The sequence below is a fragment of the Treponema brennaborense DSM 12168 genome (assembly GCF_000212415.1).
In the GTDB taxonomy this organism is placed as follows: domain Bacteria; phylum Spirochaetota; class Spirochaetia; order Treponematales; family Treponemataceae; genus Treponema_F; species Treponema_F brennaborense.
Genome location: NC_015500.1, coordinates 2,971,994 through 2,989,595 on the forward strand (window position 1 = coordinate 2,971,994; position 17,602 = coordinate 2,989,595).

Annotated in this window: 17 protein-coding genes; 8 read left to right on the plus strand and 9 right to left on the minus strand. The window is 54.8% G+C overall.

Annotated elements, in window-relative coordinates; all coding sequences use genetic code 11:
* Nucleotides 1–127: 127 nt before the first annotated feature.
* Both TREBR_RS14375 and TREBR_RS12935 read left to right on the plus strand, forming a co-directional pair.
* Nucleotides 128–304, plus strand: a complete 177-nt coding sequence (locus TREBR_RS14375) for an NADPH-dependent FMN reductase family protein (protein WP_013759619.1) — start codon at nucleotides 128–130, stop codon at nucleotides 302–304.
* A 70-nt stretch (nucleotides 305–374) separates the two neighbouring features.
* On the plus strand, nucleotides 375–1,286 hold the full coding sequence (locus TREBR_RS12935; RefSeq protein ID WP_013759620.1) for a M15 family metallopeptidase: 912 nt from the start codon (nucleotides 375–377) through the stop codon (nucleotides 1,284–1,286).
* A 57-nt stretch (nucleotides 1,287–1,343) separates the two neighbouring features.
* Here the strand turns inward: TREBR_RS12935 and hcp are convergent, their stop codons facing one another.
* A complete protein-coding gene (gene hcp / locus TREBR_RS12940; RefSeq protein ID WP_013759621.1) occupies nucleotides 1,344–2,936 on the minus strand; it encodes a hydroxylamine reductase in 1,593 nt (530 codons plus the stop codon).
* Between the two features lie 64 nt (nucleotides 2,937–3,000).
* On the minus strand, nucleotides 3,001–3,744 hold the full coding sequence (locus tag TREBR_RS12945) for a 4Fe-4S binding protein (RefSeq protein WP_013759622.1): 744 nt from the start codon (nucleotides 3,742–3,744) through the stop codon (nucleotides 3,001–3,003).
* A gap of 92 nt (nucleotides 3,745–3,836) precedes the next feature.
* On the opposite strand from TREBR_RS12945, the gene TREBR_RS12950 reads away from it, so the two are divergent.
* Nucleotides 3,837–4,517 carry a Crp/Fnr family transcriptional regulator gene (locus TREBR_RS12950; RefSeq protein ID WP_013759623.1) on the plus strand — a complete coding sequence of 227 codons (681 nt, stop codon included), beginning with the start codon at nucleotides 3,837–3,839 and terminating at the stop codon, nucleotides 4,515–4,517.
* Between the two features lie 138 nt (nucleotides 4,518–4,655).
* Nucleotides 4,656–5,315 (plus strand): orotate phosphoribosyltransferase, encoded by a 660-nt coding sequence (gene pyrE, locus TREBR_RS12955; protein ID WP_013759624.1) that lies wholly within the window; start codon nucleotides 4,656–4,658, stop codon nucleotides 5,313–5,315.
* A gap of 61 nt (nucleotides 5,316–5,376) precedes the next feature.
* Here the strand turns inward: pyrE and TREBR_RS12960 are convergent, their stop codons facing one another.
* From TREBR_RS12960 to TREBR_RS12990, 7 genes are all read right to left on the minus strand, one after another.
* A complete protein-coding gene (locus TREBR_RS12960) occupies nucleotides 5,377–6,363 on the minus strand; it encodes an alpha-hydroxy-acid oxidizing protein (protein ID WP_013759625.1) in 987 nt (328 codons plus the stop codon).
* Nucleotides 6,348–7,433: a 6-phosphofructokinase gene (locus tag TREBR_RS12965; protein WP_013759626.1), complete on the minus strand. Its 1,086-nt coding sequence runs from the start codon at nucleotides 7,431–7,433 to the stop codon at nucleotides 6,348–6,350. The genes TREBR_RS12960 and TREBR_RS12965 overlap by 16 nt, the downstream gene beginning before the upstream one ends.
* A 146-nt stretch (nucleotides 7,434–7,579) precedes the next feature.
* Nucleotides 7,580–8,752 (minus strand): biotin--[acetyl-CoA-carboxylase] ligase, encoded by a 1,173-nt coding sequence (locus TREBR_RS12970; protein ID WP_013759627.1) that lies wholly within the window; start codon nucleotides 8,750–8,752, stop codon nucleotides 7,580–7,582.
* Nucleotides 8,749–9,411: a P-II family nitrogen regulator gene (locus tag TREBR_RS14670; RefSeq protein WP_013759628.1), complete on the minus strand. Its 663-nt coding sequence runs from the start codon at nucleotides 9,409–9,411 to the stop codon at nucleotides 8,749–8,751. Before TREBR_RS14670 ends, TREBR_RS12970 begins: the two co-directional genes overlap by 4 nt.
* A complete protein-coding gene (locus tag TREBR_RS12980) occupies nucleotides 9,408–10,892 on the minus strand; it encodes a DUF1538 domain-containing protein (protein WP_013759629.1) in 1,485 nt (494 codons plus the stop codon). Before TREBR_RS12980 ends, TREBR_RS14670 begins: the two co-directional genes overlap by 4 nt.
* 10 nt (nucleotides 10,893–10,902) lie before the next feature.
* On the minus strand, nucleotides 10,903–11,598 hold the full coding sequence (locus tag TREBR_RS12985; RefSeq protein WP_013759630.1) for a 5'-methylthioadenosine/adenosylhomocysteine nucleosidase: 696 nt from the start codon (nucleotides 11,596–11,598) through the stop codon (nucleotides 10,903–10,905).
* A gap of 224 nt (nucleotides 11,599–11,822) precedes the next feature.
* On the minus strand, nucleotides 11,823–13,019 hold the full coding sequence (locus TREBR_RS12990) for an alpha/beta hydrolase (protein WP_013759631.1): 1,197 nt from the start codon (nucleotides 13,017–13,019) through the stop codon (nucleotides 11,823–11,825).
* A 411-nt stretch (nucleotides 13,020–13,430) separates the two neighbouring features.
* On the opposite strand from TREBR_RS12990, the gene TREBR_RS12995 reads away from it, so the two are divergent.
* The 4 genes from TREBR_RS12995 to TREBR_RS13010 all read left to right on the plus strand — a co-directional run bounded on the left by TREBR_RS12995 (nucleotide 13,431) and on the right by TREBR_RS13010 (nucleotide 17,574).
* Complete coding sequence (locus TREBR_RS12995) at nucleotides 13,431–14,114, plus strand: zinc metallopeptidase (RefSeq protein WP_013759632.1); 684 nt, start codon at nucleotides 13,431–13,433, stop codon at nucleotides 14,112–14,114.
* A 193-nt stretch (nucleotides 14,115–14,307) separates the two neighbouring features.
* A complete protein-coding gene (locus tag TREBR_RS13000) occupies nucleotides 14,308–15,615 on the plus strand; it encodes an extracellular solute-binding protein (RefSeq protein WP_013759633.1) in 1,308 nt (435 codons plus the stop codon).
* A 112-nt stretch (nucleotides 15,616–15,727) separates the two neighbouring features.
* A complete protein-coding gene (locus TREBR_RS13005; RefSeq protein WP_013759634.1) occupies nucleotides 15,728–16,639 on the plus strand; it encodes a carbohydrate ABC transporter permease in 912 nt (303 codons plus the stop codon).
* A 68-nt stretch (nucleotides 16,640–16,707) separates the two neighbouring features.
* Nucleotides 16,708–17,574 (plus strand): carbohydrate ABC transporter permease, encoded by an 867-nt coding sequence (locus TREBR_RS13010; protein ID WP_013759635.1) that lies wholly within the window; start codon nucleotides 16,708–16,710, stop codon nucleotides 17,572–17,574.
* Nucleotides 17,575–17,602: the final 28 nt, after the last annotated feature.

The window sequence follows — 17,602 nt, forward strand, 5'->3', positions numbered from 1 at the left end:
GGCACCTCCGCGCTTCCGCGAACCGTCCCGTATCCTGAATCGCAGTATCCGGCAAAAAATCCGATAAAAAACGCTTGCCTTTGAGCCGGCTCCAAGTAGTATGTTTAAACCGAACCGGAGGTAACACATGAAAAAAATACTCGTCGCCTATTATTCACGAACGGAGGAAAACTACGTAAACGGCGGCATCGTACGCCTGCCGAAAGGCAACACGGCGATTGCCGCCGAAAAAATCGAAGCGCTCGCCGGCGGAGATTTATTTGAAATCAAAACAATCAGAAAACGGATCACCGAAGAATGCTGACTCCGGCTCCCCTACGATCCGCATACCGAAAACCACTGACACCGCAACCGAAAAAGGATATACTGTTCATATGACAAAACGTTTTTTTCTGATTTTGCTGCCTCTTTGTTTTTTGCTTTGCAGCGGCAGCTGCAACCCGACGCAGACAGAACAGCCGAATGAAGCAGCTCCCGCCGAACCGGAGCTGCTTTCCATATTTCGCACGGCGTACCCCGACGTTACGTTTTCCGCAGCATACGATACGCTGATCGGCGACTGGCTCGTAACCGTAACCGCAGACGATCGGCGTGCCGAACTGTACTGGTGCGGCGGCCGACTGCTGAGCGCCGATAAAATCCCCGAAAAAGAAAACTATCGGGTACTACTTTACGACTATGCCGAAGCCGTCCCCGATCCCGAAGATTTCAGCGAGCAGGACATCGAGCGGATCCGCGCGTTCAGTGCGCCGGAAACCCGTTCGGCAAGCGCCGGAACACCGCCGTTTTTTTATGACACGATATACGACTGTGCGTCGCAGACCGCCGTCGAGCAGCACATCACGCGGATTACCTTTTTGGGAAAACAGGCGAACGTTCACGAACGTATCCGCGACCCGCTCGCCGCCGTCGAACGGGACATACGGGCACTTGCGGAAACGGATCCGGAAGCACGCGCCTTCGTAACGAATCTGTCGCAAACCGACGGTTACTATTGGCGCACCATTCGCGATTCGGGAAACCGTTCGTTTCACAGCATCGGCATCGCGCTCGACATTCTGCCCGTCGGCTGGCAACAGAAAAACATTTATTGGGCGTGGCGGCGCGACATCGACCCGGAAAAATGGATGCTGACGCCGCTCGATCGCCGCTGGATGCCGCCGGAAAGCATCGTCGCCGCTTTTGAAAAACACGGTTTCATCTGGGGCGGAAAATGGATCATCTGGGACAATATGCACTTTGAATATCACCCCGAACTGATTTTATACCGAAAGTCAAAAAAATAACGCCGCCCCGGAACCGCCGCGCGACGCGTCGTTTCGGCGGCTCCGAACGGACGGGCGTCAGCCCAAAATCTTTTTCAAATCTTCGTCGGGTGTGCCGACCGGAGACACGGCGAACTGTTCCACCAGAAATTTGAGTACGTCGGGAGAAACGAACGCCGGCAGCGTCGGACCGAGGTATATGTTTTTAATTCCCAAATACAGCAGTGAAAGCAGAATGCACACCGCCTTCTGTTCGTACCACGAAAGTACCAGTGAGAGCGGCAAATCGTTCACGCCGCAGTCGAACGCCTTCGCCAATGCGAGCGCAACCTGTACGGCTCCGTACGCGTCGTTGCACTGCCCCATATCCAGCAGACGAGGCAAGCCCGCCACCGTTCCCAGATTCAAATCGTTGAATCGGTATTTACCGCACGCGAGCGTCAGAATCACGCTGTCTTTCGGTGTTTTTTTGACGAACTCGGTGTAATAATTTCTGCCCGGCCGGGCGCCGTCGCAGCCGCCGACCAAAAAGAAATGCGTTATCTTTCCGGATTTTACCGCGTTTACTACGTCTCCCGCAACGGAGAGCACCGTATGGCGTCCGAATCCCGTCGTAACCTCCGTTCCGCCGTTGATACCGGTGCGCGTCTGATTTTCCGCGTAACCGCCCAATTCCAGTGCTTTTTTAATAACCGGCGAAAAATCCTTGTCTTTGCCGATGTGAACCATTCCCGGATACGACACGACTTCCGTCGTAAACACACGGTCTGCATACGAAGGTTTTACCGGCATGATGCAGTTGGTCGTAAACAGGACCGGTGCCGGCATGTCGGCAAATTCTTTCTGCTGATTCTGCCAGGCCGTGCCGAAGTTTCCTTTCAGATGCGGATATTTTTTCAAAAGCGGATATCCGTGCGCCGGAAGCATTTCGCCGTGCGTATACACGTTGATACCTTTTCCCGCCGTCTGTTCGAGCAGCAGCTTCAGATCGAACAGATCGTGTCCGCTTATGACGATGAACGGTCCTTTTTCAATCGAAAGCGGTACCGTCGCGGGAACGGGATTGCCGAACGTCTCCGTATTGGCGCGATCGAGCAGTTCCATACAGGCGAGGTTCACTTTTCCGGTTTCCATCACGACGGGCAGCAGCTCTTTTTGATCCGAATCTTCACCCAGTACGCACAGCGCTTTGACAAAAAACTGATTGACGGTCTCATCCGCATAGCCGAGCACCATCGCGTGATACGCGTACGCCGCCACTCCGCGGATACCGAACAGGATAAGCGACTTCAGCGAACGGACGTCGACGGGAGCGTTCCAGATCGATTCCACATCGTAATCGTCGTTGTGCCCGCACGGTGAAGCGCAGCAGCCGCAATCGGGTACGAGTTCCGCCGTTTTGGCGTGCACGCGATCGATCAGCGCCTGAACGGTTTCATCGTTAAAATTAACGTTCGTAATCGTCGTGAACAGCCCCTCAAGCATCAGCCGGTTCACATCCGCCGGAACCGGTTCCGTTCCGCACGCGCGGGCAAGACCGATGAGCGCACCGGTCAGTTTATCCTGCAGCTTTGCCGTAGAAGCCTGCTTTCCGCACACTCCTGCTTTTCCGGTACAACCGGTACCGCCGGCCGTCTGTTCACACTGAAAACAAAACATGTTGCCTTCCATAATTACACCTCCGTATGATGATACGCCGGCAGTTTCAGAACCGGCGGTAAGCCCTTGCAGGCTGTCATATAATTTTTCCGTCCGTAGAAACCGTAACGACTTGCCACGGAACGAGTTTTCCGCCCTTTTTGACCGCCGCCGCTTTCAAAGCGTTTTTAACCGCGTTTTCAATTCCGCCGCAGCAGGGAACTTCCATCCGCACGACCGTTACGCTTCGGATATCGTTTTCGCAGATGATCTGCGTCAGTTTTTCCGTATAATCGCCGTCGTCCAGCTTCGGGCACCCGATCAGCGTAATTTTGCCGCGAATAAAATCGGCGTGAAAATCGGCATACGCGTACGCGGTGCAGTCGGCGGCAACCAGCAGATCCGCACCGTCAAAATACGGCGCGTTTACCGGAACCAGTTTTATCTGAACCGGCCACTGATTCAGCATGGACTCCTGCCGGCCGGCCGCGGCAACCTTCGCGGAAACCGCAGTTTCCGGCGCCGCCGCAGGCTTGCCATGCCGCTCGATCAGATGCGAACGCGTCCCCGGACAGCCGCACGCAAGCGCGTGCGGAGCGGCAGCCTTTTTTTTATTTGCAAGCACGGCTTGTTCGTCGTACGCCGCCGCTTCGCGCTCGACAAAACTGATCGCGCCGGTCGGACAGGCGGGCAGACAATTGCCCAATCCGTCGCAATAATCGTCGCGCAGCAGCTTCGCCTTACCGTCTATCATGCCGATGGCTCCTTCATGACACGCGTGAGCGCACAATCCGCAGCCGTTGCATTTTTCTTCATCAATCTGAATTATTTTCCGTATCATATACGACCTCCGCGTACTATTGACTTTATATACTAAGAATAGTATATTTGCCCGACGCCGTATGTTGTTAAAACAACATTTTTGAGGATTTTATGGATTATTTCTTTTTATCAAACACCGTTTTGTTCCGAGGCGTTCGGGAATCCGAAATTCAGCCGATGCTGAACTGCCTGAACGCTTATACCAAAAAATACGGCAAAGGTGAAACCGTGTACCGCGAAGGAACGGTCGTCCGTGAAATAGGGCTGCTGCTGTCGGGCAGCGTGCACGTCGAACAAAACGATATTTGGGGCAACCGGGCGATCCTCGGCAGTTTCGGCCGGGGAAACATTTTTGCCGAAGCATACGCGTGCACACCCGGCGAACCGCTCATGATTTCAGTCACCGCCGCCGAAGACACGGACATTCTGTTCATGGATACCCGGCGAGTTCTGACAACCTGCTCCTCCGGCTGCAAATTTCATCACACGCTGATCCAAAATTTATTGTATATTATGGCGGAGAAAAATCTGAATCTGACGCGTAAAATAACGCATATTACGCCCAAATCCATTCGCAACCGGCTGCTTTCGTACTTGTCGTTTCAGTCGCGCAAACAGGGATCGTTCGACGTTGCCGTACCGTTCAACCGGCAGCAGCTTGCCGACTACCTGTGCGTGGATCGGAGCGCCCTCTCGAACGAACTGGGCAAAATGCAGGGTGAAGGTCTTCTTTCCGTTGAAAAAAACACGTTTCATCTGATCCGGCACGAACGGACGGTACTCCCGGAGTAAACCGCCAGCAAACGAGAGCCGCCGTCCGGAAAATCCGGCTTGGTATTTTCCGCACCGTATGCTATCATACTCCGGCACGGCGCGGCGAAAAACCCCGGGAACACGGTTCCGCTTCACGCCGTTTCCGCAGGAGGAATAATGACGTACAAGCAGGAATTCATCAAATTCATGAGCGACAGCGGCGTGCTCACGTTCGGCGACTTCACGCTGAAAAGCGGACGGCGCGCACCGTATTTTATCAACACGGGCAACTACACTACCGGCGCACATCTGGCGCGTTTGGGCGGATTTTACGCCGACTGCATCAAGGAACACGGCATTCAGGCCGACGTTCTGTTCGGTCCCGCGTACAAGGGAATTCCCCTCGCCGTCAGCGCAGCCGTCGCACTCTATACGAAATACGGGGTCGACGTGCGATACTGCTTTGACCGGAAAGAAATAAAAGATCACGGAGAAGGCGGTGCGTTCGTAGGAAAACAGCCCGAAGCGAACGACCGCATCGTCATAATAGAAGACGTCATGACCAGCGGAAAAGCCCTGCGCGAAGTGATGCCCAAGCTGACCGGCTGCGCCGACGTTACGGTTGAAGCCATGATTATCACCGTTGACCGCATGGAAAAAGGACTGACCGGAACGCTTTCCGCCGTACAGGAAGCCTACCGCGACTTCGGCGTAAAAGTGTATCCGATCGTAACAATCAACGACATCATTCAGGCTATGGAAGAAGGCGTCATCGCCGGAAAAGAACACCTCGACTCGATGCGCGCGTATCGGGCGCAGTACGGCGTACTGAACTGATTCACCTGCAATCTGATATCGAATAAACGCCGGGTCGAAGAGCTATTGCGGTAGCGCCGAATCACAATCCGCGCAGTGCGCGCGCTTCGCGGATTACTTCGCGGACGCCGCCGCGGCAGAGCGCCGAAATGAACGGACGGCCTACCAGAACCTGCGCCGCGCCGAACCGGGCGGCGGTTTCAATATCGCCTTTATCGCGTATACCGCCGTCAACCCACAATTCGCCGCAGTTCGCTTGCAGCGCGCGCCCGTACTCGGCCAAAAAAGCGGCCGTACTGCCGCGGCGGGTTTCAATGCGGCCGCCGTGATTTGAAACGACCGCCACGTCGGGTTTCAGCTCGCGCACCAGCTCCACGTCGGCTTCGGTAAATATTCCCTTTACCGCAAACGGGACGCGAAGCGCGCGCCGAATCTCACGCAGCTGTGCCGCGTTCTTTTTTTCGAGCCGAACCAAATTGCGCATCGTTACGATATTATACGAATCGATATCGACTCCTATCAGTTCCGCACAGGAACCGGCCCATTCGATACGCTCGAAAATACGCTTGTTTTCATACGGTTTAATGAACACGGCGGCGCGGCGTTCCGGATAAAACCGCCGCACGGCGCGAAGCGCGGCGATACCGCCCAAAATTTTTTCATCCGGACAACCGTCGCCGATCGAAAGCGCGATTCCGGCTTCGCTTACCGCCGTAATCAGATCAAAATAAAACGAACGTTCGTCCTGATACCCGACGTTTTCAACGCCGCCGGTAATCGGCGCAAGCCTGATCAGCGGCATCCGCTGAGGTGCCGCAGTTTGAAGCGGCGATTTTTCGGCTCCATACGGCAAGGCGGCAAGTTGAAGCGATTCCGCGGCTTCACGCGAGGTTTCCGCCGACGGCGGACTGCCGGCAGCGAAAGTCCGTGCAAGAATTTTCCAGTCTTCGCAATTTCTGCGGAAATTTTCATTACCGTACACGCCGCCCATTCCCGGCAATTCACCGGTACATCCGGACCCGTCGCATACAGCGCAGAAATGACATTTATAGTTTAATCGCCGAAACATGTTCCAACTTCGCGCCCGGCCAGCAGCATTTTATCATCGAGCGGAACCCGCTTTATTTTTCCGGCCACATTTTCAAGCGGCACGCCTACCACTTTTCCGTTCTGCAGCGCAACCATTTTGCCGAAGTCGCCTTGCGAAAGCATGTGCGCCGCCGCGGTTCCGAAAATCGTCGCAAGCGCCCTGTCGTACGCGACGGGCGTTCCTCCGCGCTGCAAATAACCGAGCACGGTAACGCGCGACTCAAGCGCAGTCGCTTCTTCCAATTCGTGCGCAACGCGATACGCAATGGAATACGGCATCGCAAGCCGCGATTTTTTAAAGGTCTTTTTATCCATAAGCGCTTCTTCTTCGGAAAGCGCGCCTTCGGCAACCACCACGATGGAAAACGCCTTTCCGGCATCGCGCCGTTTTTTCAGATGATCGGCGATTGAAGCGATATTGTACGGTATTTCGGGCAGCAGGATAACGTCTCCGCCGCCGGCAACTCCCGCGTACAAACCCAGCCAGCCGGCCTTATGGCCCATCACTTCAATGACCATGATCCGGTTGTGACTGTGCGCGGTCGTGTGGATGCGGTCGATTGCTTCGGTAGCGACGGAAACCGCGGTATGGAAACCGAACGTGATATCGGTTTCGACCAAATCGTTGTCTATCGTTTTCGGCAGTCCGATAACGTTCAATCCCTCTTGGGCAAGCAGACTGCCGGTCGTGTTCGTTCCGTTTCCGCCGAGTACGACGAGCGCGTCGAGCCCCCACTTTTTATAATTGGCTTTGATTCGTTCGACGGCGGACATTCCGGTCTCAGGGTCGATTTCCTCATTTTTAAACGGTTTTTCGCGCGAAGTTCCCAAAATGGTTCCGCCGCGCGTCAAAATACCCGAAAAATCTTCGGGATGCAGTTCCCGCGCGTTGCCTTCTATTAAACCGCGGTACCCGTGTTCAATACCGATCACGTTCATACCGAACTGATCAATCGCGGTACGCGCGACGCCGCGGATCGCCGCGTTCAAGCCGGGAGCATCCCCGCCGGAAGTTAAAATACCGAATGTTTTCACCGCAGATTTTTGCATGGGAAGCTCCTCTGATAAGCTGCTTTCAGTATAACAGATACGCCGGCGGCACGCAAGAAATAAATGTGCGGGCGCCGAACTGCCGAAATTCCGCGCCGCTTTGCGTCACTGAAACGCCGCTCGAACCTAGCCCGCGCCGCTTTGCATCACTGCGCCACGCGCGCACTGCGCAGCGTTACTTCGCCCGATCCCAGCGCGCGTCGCGTTCCGTCCGGCAGCTCCACGATAAGGCGCGCGCCGTCGTCTATGGAAACGAAACGCGCCGCGTATCCGGACGAAGCGTCCCCGGCGAGCGGGAACACGGTCAATTCCTGTCCTCCGGTAAAAAGCGATCGTTCCCGATATTCCCGCATCACCGGATTTACCGATGCGCCGGTGTCGACTGCAGTGCGTTCAGCAGTTGCAGATTCGGCTGCGTACCCGCCGCTTTCGTCAAGCGCACGCATCACTTCGTATACGAGGGCGGCGGCCAGTTCGTTCCGGCGCAATCCGCCTGACGCGGCTGCCGGTTCGTCTCCGGCAGAGGGCAAAACGGTGCCCGCAACGCGCGCAATTTGATCGGGAAACCCGTCGCCGCTTTCGGCAATATTGACGCCGATCCCGACGACGGCGGCTTCTATAATACCCGTTTCAAAATTGCTGACGCCTTCGGTGAGAATGCCGCATATCTTTTTGCCGTGCAGAAACACGTCGTTCACCCATTTTATCCGGGCGTCGACGCCGTATACGCGCGAAAGCGCGCGGCAGACACCCACGGCGGCACTCGCGGTAAGCAAAGCCGGCTCGTGCACGCCGCCTGCGGGAACGTACACCAGGCTGACGTACAATCCGGTGTGCGACGGTGAATAAAACGGACGCCCCAGTCTGCCCCGCCCGGCAGTCTGCGTTTCGGCAAAAAACGCGGAACCGTGCAGCGCCCGCCCCTCCGCAGAAAGGGATCCGTCCGCCGTATGTACAAACGCCGCACCGGAAAGCGCCTTTTTAGCTTCGCTGTTCGTGGAATCGGTAACGCCGAACACGCGAACTTTACCGCTAAAATCCGTACGGCTTCCTTGTGCGGCGCCGCACAAGGAAGCTGTGCTGCACAAGGAGGCTGCGCGCCGCTCGATCAGCGATGCGTCCAGTGATTCGCCTTCCCGAACGAGCCGATATCCGCGGTTCGTTCCGGCTTCAAGCACGTAACCGTCCGAACGCAGCGCCGAAACGGCTTTCCATACGGCGGTACGCGAAACGCCGCACCGCTCGGCCAAATCTTCTCCGGACACGACCGCGCCGTCCGCCTCCCGTAATATGGAAAGAATACGGTCTTTGGTCTTCATTCTTTCGCCGCTTTCTGCCCCAGCGAAGTGAAACTGTCCACGTCCATGCAATACGCGATGCCGCTGCCCGGTTCGGCAAGACACGGCAGCGTGCATACGGCCTCAAGAACGGCGTCAGCCTTTTGTTTTTCCGTCAAAATGAGCAGCATTTCCTTTTCGGGCACCAGCGTTATACCGAAAAACGACGCGTCTTCTTCACGAGCCGTACCGCGCGCATGGATAACCGTTCCGCCGCCGGCACCCGCCTTACGGGCTGCGGCCATCGCGTCGTCGGCAAATCCCTTATTCAAAATAACCGTGATCAGTTTATGCGTTTTTTCCGTCATACGGGTCTCCTCCGCAGATTCCGCCGGAACTGCGTGTTTGTTTTTAAAAAAGGTCGAAACTTCGCGCGCGAACAGAATGCCGTAATGCGCTTTCTGATCGGCGGTTCCCGCTCGAACGGCGTCCATCATCGCCTGTTTCTGCGCGCTGTCCACGACGGAAAAGACGATATCTTTAGCCGTATCGCCGACGCCGAGCAGCCGCAAAAACGAGTTTTCGGCCGTACCGCGCGCCATCAGCACGGTTCCCCCGCGCGCTCCGGCAGCTTTGAGAATCGAAGCGATCCGATCTCCTTCGTTATGCGGCACGATCGCCACCAATTGGGAAAACGTCACGCGGCACCTCCTATTTTCCGTAACGAATTGCGGTATAAAAGTCCGACCGTTTGGATCGCAATCAGCGGCGTAAGCGCAACGAGGGCGATAACGCCGAACGCGTCGGTTACCGGATTTCCGCCGCACGCCGAAGAAATACCCAGCGTGAACGACAGCACGAACGTGGAAGTCATGGGGCCGGACGCAACTCCGCCGGAATCGAATGCAATCGCGGTAAACAGTTTCGGACAGAAAAACGACATCGCGAGCGCCAGCGCGTAACCGGGTATTAAATACCACCAAATGCTGAATCCGGCAAGAATGCGCACCATGGAAAGCCCGACGGAAACGGCGACCCCGGCGGAAAGCGCAACGAGCAAAAAGCGCCGCTTCACCGTACCGCCGGAAACCGTTTCAACCTGATCCGTCAGCACCCACACCGCGGGTTCGGCACAGACGACGACGGCGCCGAGCACCACGCCCACGCCGATGATCAGCGCTTCGTACAAAGCGCCGTTCGCTTCTGCGGCAACGTAGCCGCCCAAAATCCGCCCTAACGAAGATCCCGCCAGCATAAAGCCGCCTTTTACCCCGACCAAAAAGATAATCAGCCCGATAAAACTGTAGATCAACCCTTTTATTATTTTGGCAAACCGATACGGCGGCATTTTTATGAGCGTCAGCTGAAACACGGCGAATAAAGCGATAAGCGGCAGCAGCGCGTACGTGACTTCTTTGAAAACTTCGGGCAGTAGCCGCAGAAAAATACCAAGCCCTTCGACTTCTTCCGCCGAAGCGGCGGCAGCCGCGTTTTCCGCCCCGGACGGCCCGGTATATATACCGAACAGCAATACGGCGAAAATCGGGCCGACGGACACAATGCCTATCAGGCCGAAACTGTCGTTGTCGCGGGCGCGCACCGCCGCAACTCCCACGCCGAGCGCCATGATAAACGGCACCGTCATCGGCCCGGTCGTCGCTCCGCCTGAATCGAAGGCGACGGCAAGAAATTCGGGCGGCGTAAAATACGCACAGATGAACACAATCGCGTACGAAATGCACAGCACTACGTTGAGCGGCAGCGCGAGTACGGTACGCAGCAATCCAATCATGACGAACAGCCCGATACCGGCCGAAATCATCATGACGAGCGCAAATTTATGTACGGCGGGACTGACGGATTGGATCTGTCCGGCAAGCACCTGTACGTCGGGTTCGGCAGCCGTAACCAAAAATCCGGTAACGAACGCGACGGAAAGCAGCAGCGGCAGACTGCGTTTTTTAACCAGAGCGGAGCCGGCCGCTTCGCCGATCGGCAGAATACCCAGATCCACGCCGAGCAGAAACACCGTCAGCCCGACGATAAGCAGCACGCCGCCGATAACGAATCGGGCTATCAGCACGCCGCCGAGCGGTGCTACCGTACACCCCAAAATAAGCACGATAACCATAATGGGAACGACCGAATACAGCGTTTCCCGAAATTTTACCAACAGATTCATTTATAGCGTATTATAACCGTTCAAGCAGTGCAATAACAAGAGCGGCGCTCGTTTCTCCCGCGGCTTTTTCATTGAAAACCGCCGTCCGGCCGCCGTCGTCGTCGGCCATATCGGACATGCTGCGCACCACGACGAACGGAACGGCGTTCAGCGTACACACGTGAGCCACGGCCGCCCCTTCCATTTCGACGCACGCCGGAGCGCAGAGAGCCCGGATCGCCTGTTTTTTTTCCGCGGAACTGATGAACTGGTCTCCGCTTGCAACTCTGCCGCACACTACGTTCCGTTCCGGAAACAGCGCCTTACAGACCTCTTCGGCACGGGAAACGAACGTTTCGTCGGCCTTGAACGCAACAGGCAAACCGGGAACACCGCCGGCTTCGTACCCCCATGCGGTAACGTCAACGTCGTGATACATGACGTCGGTGGAAATCACCAAATCGAGCACGCCGAGTCCCGAAGCGAACGCTCCCGCGGCTCCGGTATTGACGACGCCGGTTACGTCGAACGACCGGATGAGCAGCTGCGTACAGACGGCGGCGTTCACTTTACCGATGCCGCTTTTTGCCACTACGACCGGCGTTCCGTTTATCGTTCCTTCGATAAATTCGATTGCGGCTATCCGCGTTATAAGCGGATTAACGATGTTTTTTCGTAAAAGAGCAACTTCTACGTCCATAGCGCCTATTATGCCGAGTTTCTTCATAAAACAACCACCTTTTACAAACTTTGCGAAAAAACGCATTGAATGCGAAAAAATATATTGACATATTTTTATCAAATCAGTATATTATGGATAAGCAGCAAGAAAAAGTATAAACCGTACCGCGTTTTCCTCCTCCTTTAGCGGTACGGTTTTTTTATTTTAAACCGGTTAACGGTACGAACGTTTCAGCCGGAAAAAGAAGCGGCGTAAAAGCACCGCACGTTTCAATCAATTTTCCGGACTGCGATTGCGTCGAAAATCCGCCGCATGTACGACTGCGGATCGTAAAAATAACTGCCGATGTGCGGCGCGTCCGGTACGTGCGCAACGGAAACGCCGCAGCCAGCCGCAGCCGTTTCAAGCTCGTTCGCCATGCGGGGACTCACCATAACGTCCGCGTCTCCGTGAAACAATACGAGCGGAATGCGGCACGCCGGTAATTTTCGCCGTTTCCGCAGCGCCTTTACCGGCGAATCCTGCCCCAAAAAGAACCCCGACATGAGGCCGTTCACCAGCGACATACCGTTTATGACAAGGCCGCCTATAAAACGCTGAAACGCCGCCGCCCCGATAATCTCACCGATCTGACAGGCGAGCTGCTCTTTTGCGGAAGAAAATCCGCAGTCGGCGACGGCCGCCGTTACGTTCGGAACGAACGGCTGAAACTCTTTTAATGAAAGCGACTGCAGTACGGCGGCGGCTCCCATCGACACGCCGTGCAGAATGAATCGAGTGTTCTCGCCGTATTTTGCGGTCAGAAACGCAAGCCAGTCGACGACGTCGGACGCATCGGTGTAGCCCATCGTGATGAGTTTGCCTCCCGAACCGCCGTGCGCGCGGCAGTCGACGGCAACGACCGTTACGCCGCGTTTCAAATACTCTTCGGCAAGATAGGCCATCCCCGCCGCGGAATCCGAATACCCGTGCACCAGCAGCGCGACGCGGCGCGGACTGTTCCCGGCAAGCGTGCCGTTCGCAGGAAGCGTATCGTTCCCGGCAAGCGTGCCGTTTGCAGTAAGCGCACTGCACGGCGCATCCGCAAAACCGACCGCTTCAGGTTCAACGGCGTAGCCTGCCAGCCGCACCCGGCGGAAACCGGTTATGAAAAGACGTTCGACCGCCGCTTTGCGCCCGCACAGCCCGAACCAGCGCAATTTTGCTTCAAGCAGCGGAATCATGATCCGTTTATCGTTCAAATGCGCCGCCAACCGGGCGGACGCGCCGCTCATTTCAACGCCGCGAAGGGACGTGCCGTCCGCGCTTTTTCTGAGCGCATCCAGTGCCTGCGCGATAACGGCCGGATCGAGCGAACTCGTATCTTTTTTCCGCAGAAAAAGAGACCCGAACAGCAGCGCGCCTGACGAAACCGAAAACGCGGCGATTCCCACCGCCGTGAATCCTATAATCAGTAAAAATATCATATCGGAATCCTCCGGAGAAAGCCGCGGATGCACCGGCCGCACGAATCGGCATCACTCGCCTGGGCAACGTTTTTCCGCTCATATCGTTTAAGTCGCCCCCAGTATAACTAATCGAATAAAGATGTGCAACGTTAAAGGAAACCGTCCGATATCGGCCGCATTTTCCGAATGCGTATTCCGCAGCTCCCGTTTATTGCAGCGTGAGGCTCGCCGCCCGTACGAAAAAAACGTATATTATTGTATAAAGAAGTGTAAGATACAAACCGCCTGAACTATCGTCGGCTCGTATCTTTTATACGTTTGCGTTGCAAACTTTCTTATCAAGTGCAGCTTCTCTCTTTGCTGCGAAGCTGCGTAAAAAGCCAAGCCGGAAATTGACAGTTTCTTCTTGACTTTTTATGGGAGTTGTTCATGTATTTCGATACGTATTATCTGATTCTCGTCGTTCCGGCGCTTCTGCTGTCCGTATGGGCACAGTTTAAAGTAAAATCGACGTTTTCGCACTTTTCACAGCAGGCAAGCGCCCGCGGAATAAGCGGCGCGCAGGCGGCGGCGTATCTTTTAAAAGCCAACAACATCGGCGACGTAAAAATCGAACGGGTTTCAGGCAACCTGACCGATCATTACGATCCGTCGTCTAAAACGCTGCGTCTGTCCGATTCCGTATACGGAAAAACGTCCATCGCCGCAATCGGCGTCGCCGCGCATGAAACGGGACACGCCATTCAGCACGCCGTTCATTACGGCCCGCTCGCACTGAGAAGCACGCTCGTTCCGATCGCAAACATCGGTTCAGCGGCGGGGCCCGTACTGGCCGTGTTGGGCATCGTATTCAGTTGGAGTTTTCTGATAAACTTGGGCCTGCTGTTTTTCGCCTGCGCGGTGCTGTTTTATCTGGTAACGCTGCCGGTCGAATTCAACGCGTCGCGCCGCGCCGTCGCCATTTTGGGCAAATCCGGCACGCTGAACGAATCGGAACTGGGCGGCGTCAAAAAAGTACTGTCCGCCGCCGCACTCACGTACGTTGCTTCCGCACTCACCGCGATCGCAAGCTTCCTGCGCCTCGTCCTGATTTCGCGAAACCGGCGCAACTGACGCACTCGTTCGGCTCCTCATACCCGAAACCTTTCTCATCACACCCGCAGTATCAGAATTTTAAACAAATTCGCAGAAATCCCGCATTGCGCAATTCAAAAAACAGTCAGATTCTATATATACGGGCGGTTTGCCGGAGGCGATCGGTTTTCGGCAATTCCGCGTGAGAAAGGTTTTTAATAAGGAGGCTTTTATGAAAAAAGCAATCGGTATCATCCTTGCAGTATGCATGGCGTTCAGTGCGGCAGGCGCGTTCGCCGCAGGCGGAAAGGATTCCGCGGATCCGTCAAAACCGGTTGAGATAACCATTTGGACACATGAAGACGTCAACCGTACCGCTATCGAACAGCGGTACATCGCCGAATTTCAGGCGGCTAACCCCGGTGTAAAAGTAAATTACGTAACCTATCCGTCCGGAAAAATCAAGGACATTCTGGTTGCCGCATTCGCTGCGAACGAAGGTCCGGATATCTTCAATCTTGAAATCAACGATTCGTATCCGTTCATCGTAAACGGACGCGTCGCGCCGGTAGACGCACAGGCGGCCGGATACAAAAACCAAAAAGCGATCATCGACGCGTATATGGGCGGAATGCTTGATCCCGTTACCGAAGACGGCAAAGTATACGGTCTGCCGCTCGAACTGACGAACTGGTGTATTTACTTGAACAAGAAAATTTTCCGCGACGCGGGTCTTGATCCGGTGAAGGATCTGCCGCGCACTTGGGAAGACATTATGGCGGTTTCCGAAAAAATCGCGCTCAGAAACGGTGAAATCATTACGCGCCGCGGATTCGACTTCCGCTATCCGTACTATCTGACCAGCTGGATGCCGATGGTTGAACAGTTGGGCGGCAAGCTGATCAGCGACGACGGCAAAAAAGCAATCGTCAACGACGACGCCTGGCTCAAATCGTTGCGCTACATGCAGCAGTTCGGTCCTTCGGGCAAAAACCTCGGTTCCCCCACGTACACGGCTGCACGCAAGATCTTCGACAACAACCAGAACGAAATCGCCATGTCTTTGAGCGGTCTGTATCAGGAACAGCGCATGGCGGCGGCGAATCCCGCGTTCTTCAACAGCGACGACTGGATGGTCATTCCGTTCCCGCAGTGGAAAGACGCAAAAAAAACCGAACCGTGCCACTACTACGGTCATTATTACATGGTCAACTCGCAGAAAAGCAGCGCGCAGCAGCAGGCTGCCTGGAAACTGCTCGGCTATATGCTCAGCCACGGCGAAGAATATCTGAAAGAAGTTGCCATCGTACAGCCTACGAAAGCGCTGTTCGAGTCCGCAACGTTCAAAAACATGCCGTATTCCGACGTATTCAAATCGGATCTCGAAAAAGGCAGCATCGTCTATTATGCCGAAAACTCGCCTAAAATCGAATCTTTGCTGAAAACTGCGGTCGAATCGGTCATGCTTTCCGGCATCACGCCCGAAAAAGCACTTGAAACGCTGAAAAAGAATCTGCAGTCCGTTATCGACGAAGAATAACGCTCCGTAAAACCGTCGGCACGGAAACCCGGCGCGGCGCTCAGCTGCTGCCGGATGGATCCGCTGCCGCCGGTTCCTTTCTTTCACGAAACAGATACATGAGGAGGCGGATATGAAAAACCGCAAATCAAGATTGACGTATGAACAAAAAAAAGCCCGTTGGGGATGGTTTTTCACATTGCCGGGGCTCCTGTTCTTTGCGCTCTTTTCGTTTTATCCGATTATCAACGCGTTTATCACCAGTCTATACAACAAGAAATTATTGTCCCTGAAAGCGCCGGCGTTCGTCGGAGTTTCCAATTACGCAAAAATACTTTCCAGTCCCGATTTCTGGAATTCCATGCGGGCAACCGCCGTGTTTACCGTCGGCTGTTTTATTCCGCTCGTCATCGTGTCGCTCGTACTGGCGGTATTCATTACCAGCCGCAGTAAATTCAAGCGCGGATTCCAGATGATTTTATATTCGCCGGCAGTGCTTTCTTCCGTCGTCGCGGCGCTCATCTGGATGCTGTTGTTCGACCCGCGCGGCGTTATGAATCAGTTCATGAACACCCTTACCGGACAAAACGGCGTCGACTACAAATGGCTCGCCGATTCCGTCATGGTTCAGTTTTCTACCATTATGGTTTATTTTTGGAAATACGTCGGATATTTTACGATTCTGTACATAACCGGCATCGGCAAAATTCCCGACACCGTATACGAAGCGGCGACCATAGACGGCGCGAGCGCTTGGCAGCGTTTTTTGTGGGTTACGATGCCGCTGCTGAAACCGACGACCGTTATGGTTTCCATTATGGCGATGATTCAGTGTCTGAAAACGTTCAGCACGCAATACTTGTTCACGCAAAGCGGCGCGCCGCTTGCACCGATCAACGTTATCACGCTTAACATTTACAATACGGCGATGCGCGATCTTGCAATCAGCCGCGCAAGTGTCATGAGTATCATATTGTTCCTCATCATGCTGCTTTTGACGACGCTGCAGATGAAAGTAACCAAAAGCGACGACGTAACGTTCTAAAGGGACGTTCAACGCGTGCGTCCGAAAGTATCCGCTCGCGCTGCGTTCGATCTTAAAAGGAGGAAACAATGATCAACACGAAACATTCGGCAGGTTCAACCTCGGCCAAAATCGGCAATTCTTTGATATGGATTTTTCTGTGCGCGTTCTGTGCAGTCATCGTACTGCCGCTCGTATTCATGGTAACGGCGAGTTTTATGAAAGCCATCAACATCATGAAAATGCCGTACAGCTGGATTCCGAAAGAATTCTATTTTCAGAATTACGTGCGCGCCATCGCGGGCAACGACAATTCGTTCATGTACGTACGCAACATCGCGAACAGCCTGTTCGTAGCAGGCACTATTACCGCGACCACGATATTGTTCGCGTCGCTCATCGGATTCGGACTGGCAAAATACAAATTCCGCGGACGGAACGTCGTGTTCCTTGCAATCATGGCGACGATGATGATCCCGTTTGAAACCATCATGGTTCCGCTGTACATGGTCGTCCTGAATCTGAATATCCAGAACACGTACGCGGGTCTTATCATACCGTTTATGGTCAACGCGTTCGCCGTGTTCCAGATGCGCCAATATCTGATGACGTTTCCGGAAGACGTACTCGACGCGGCGCGTATTGACGGAACGAGCGAACCCGGTATATTCTTCCGTATCGTGTTTCCGAACTGTGCGCCGGCGATTGCGACGCTGGCAGTTCTGACGTTCCGGCAGCAATGGGACAATCTGCTGTGGCCGCTGCTGGTCGCGCAGAGTGAAAAAATGAAAACGATTCCGGCGTATATCGTCAAATTTGCGGCGGAAAAATATTCGGACGAAGGCGCCATGATGGCCGTCGCGGTTATTGCGAGTATTCCGATTTTCATTCTGTTTTTCGGTTTGTCCAAATATTTCGTCGGCGGATCGTCTATGTACGCCGCAGGAAAAGAATAGCGGCGCACGCGGCGGTTCGGACGGAGCC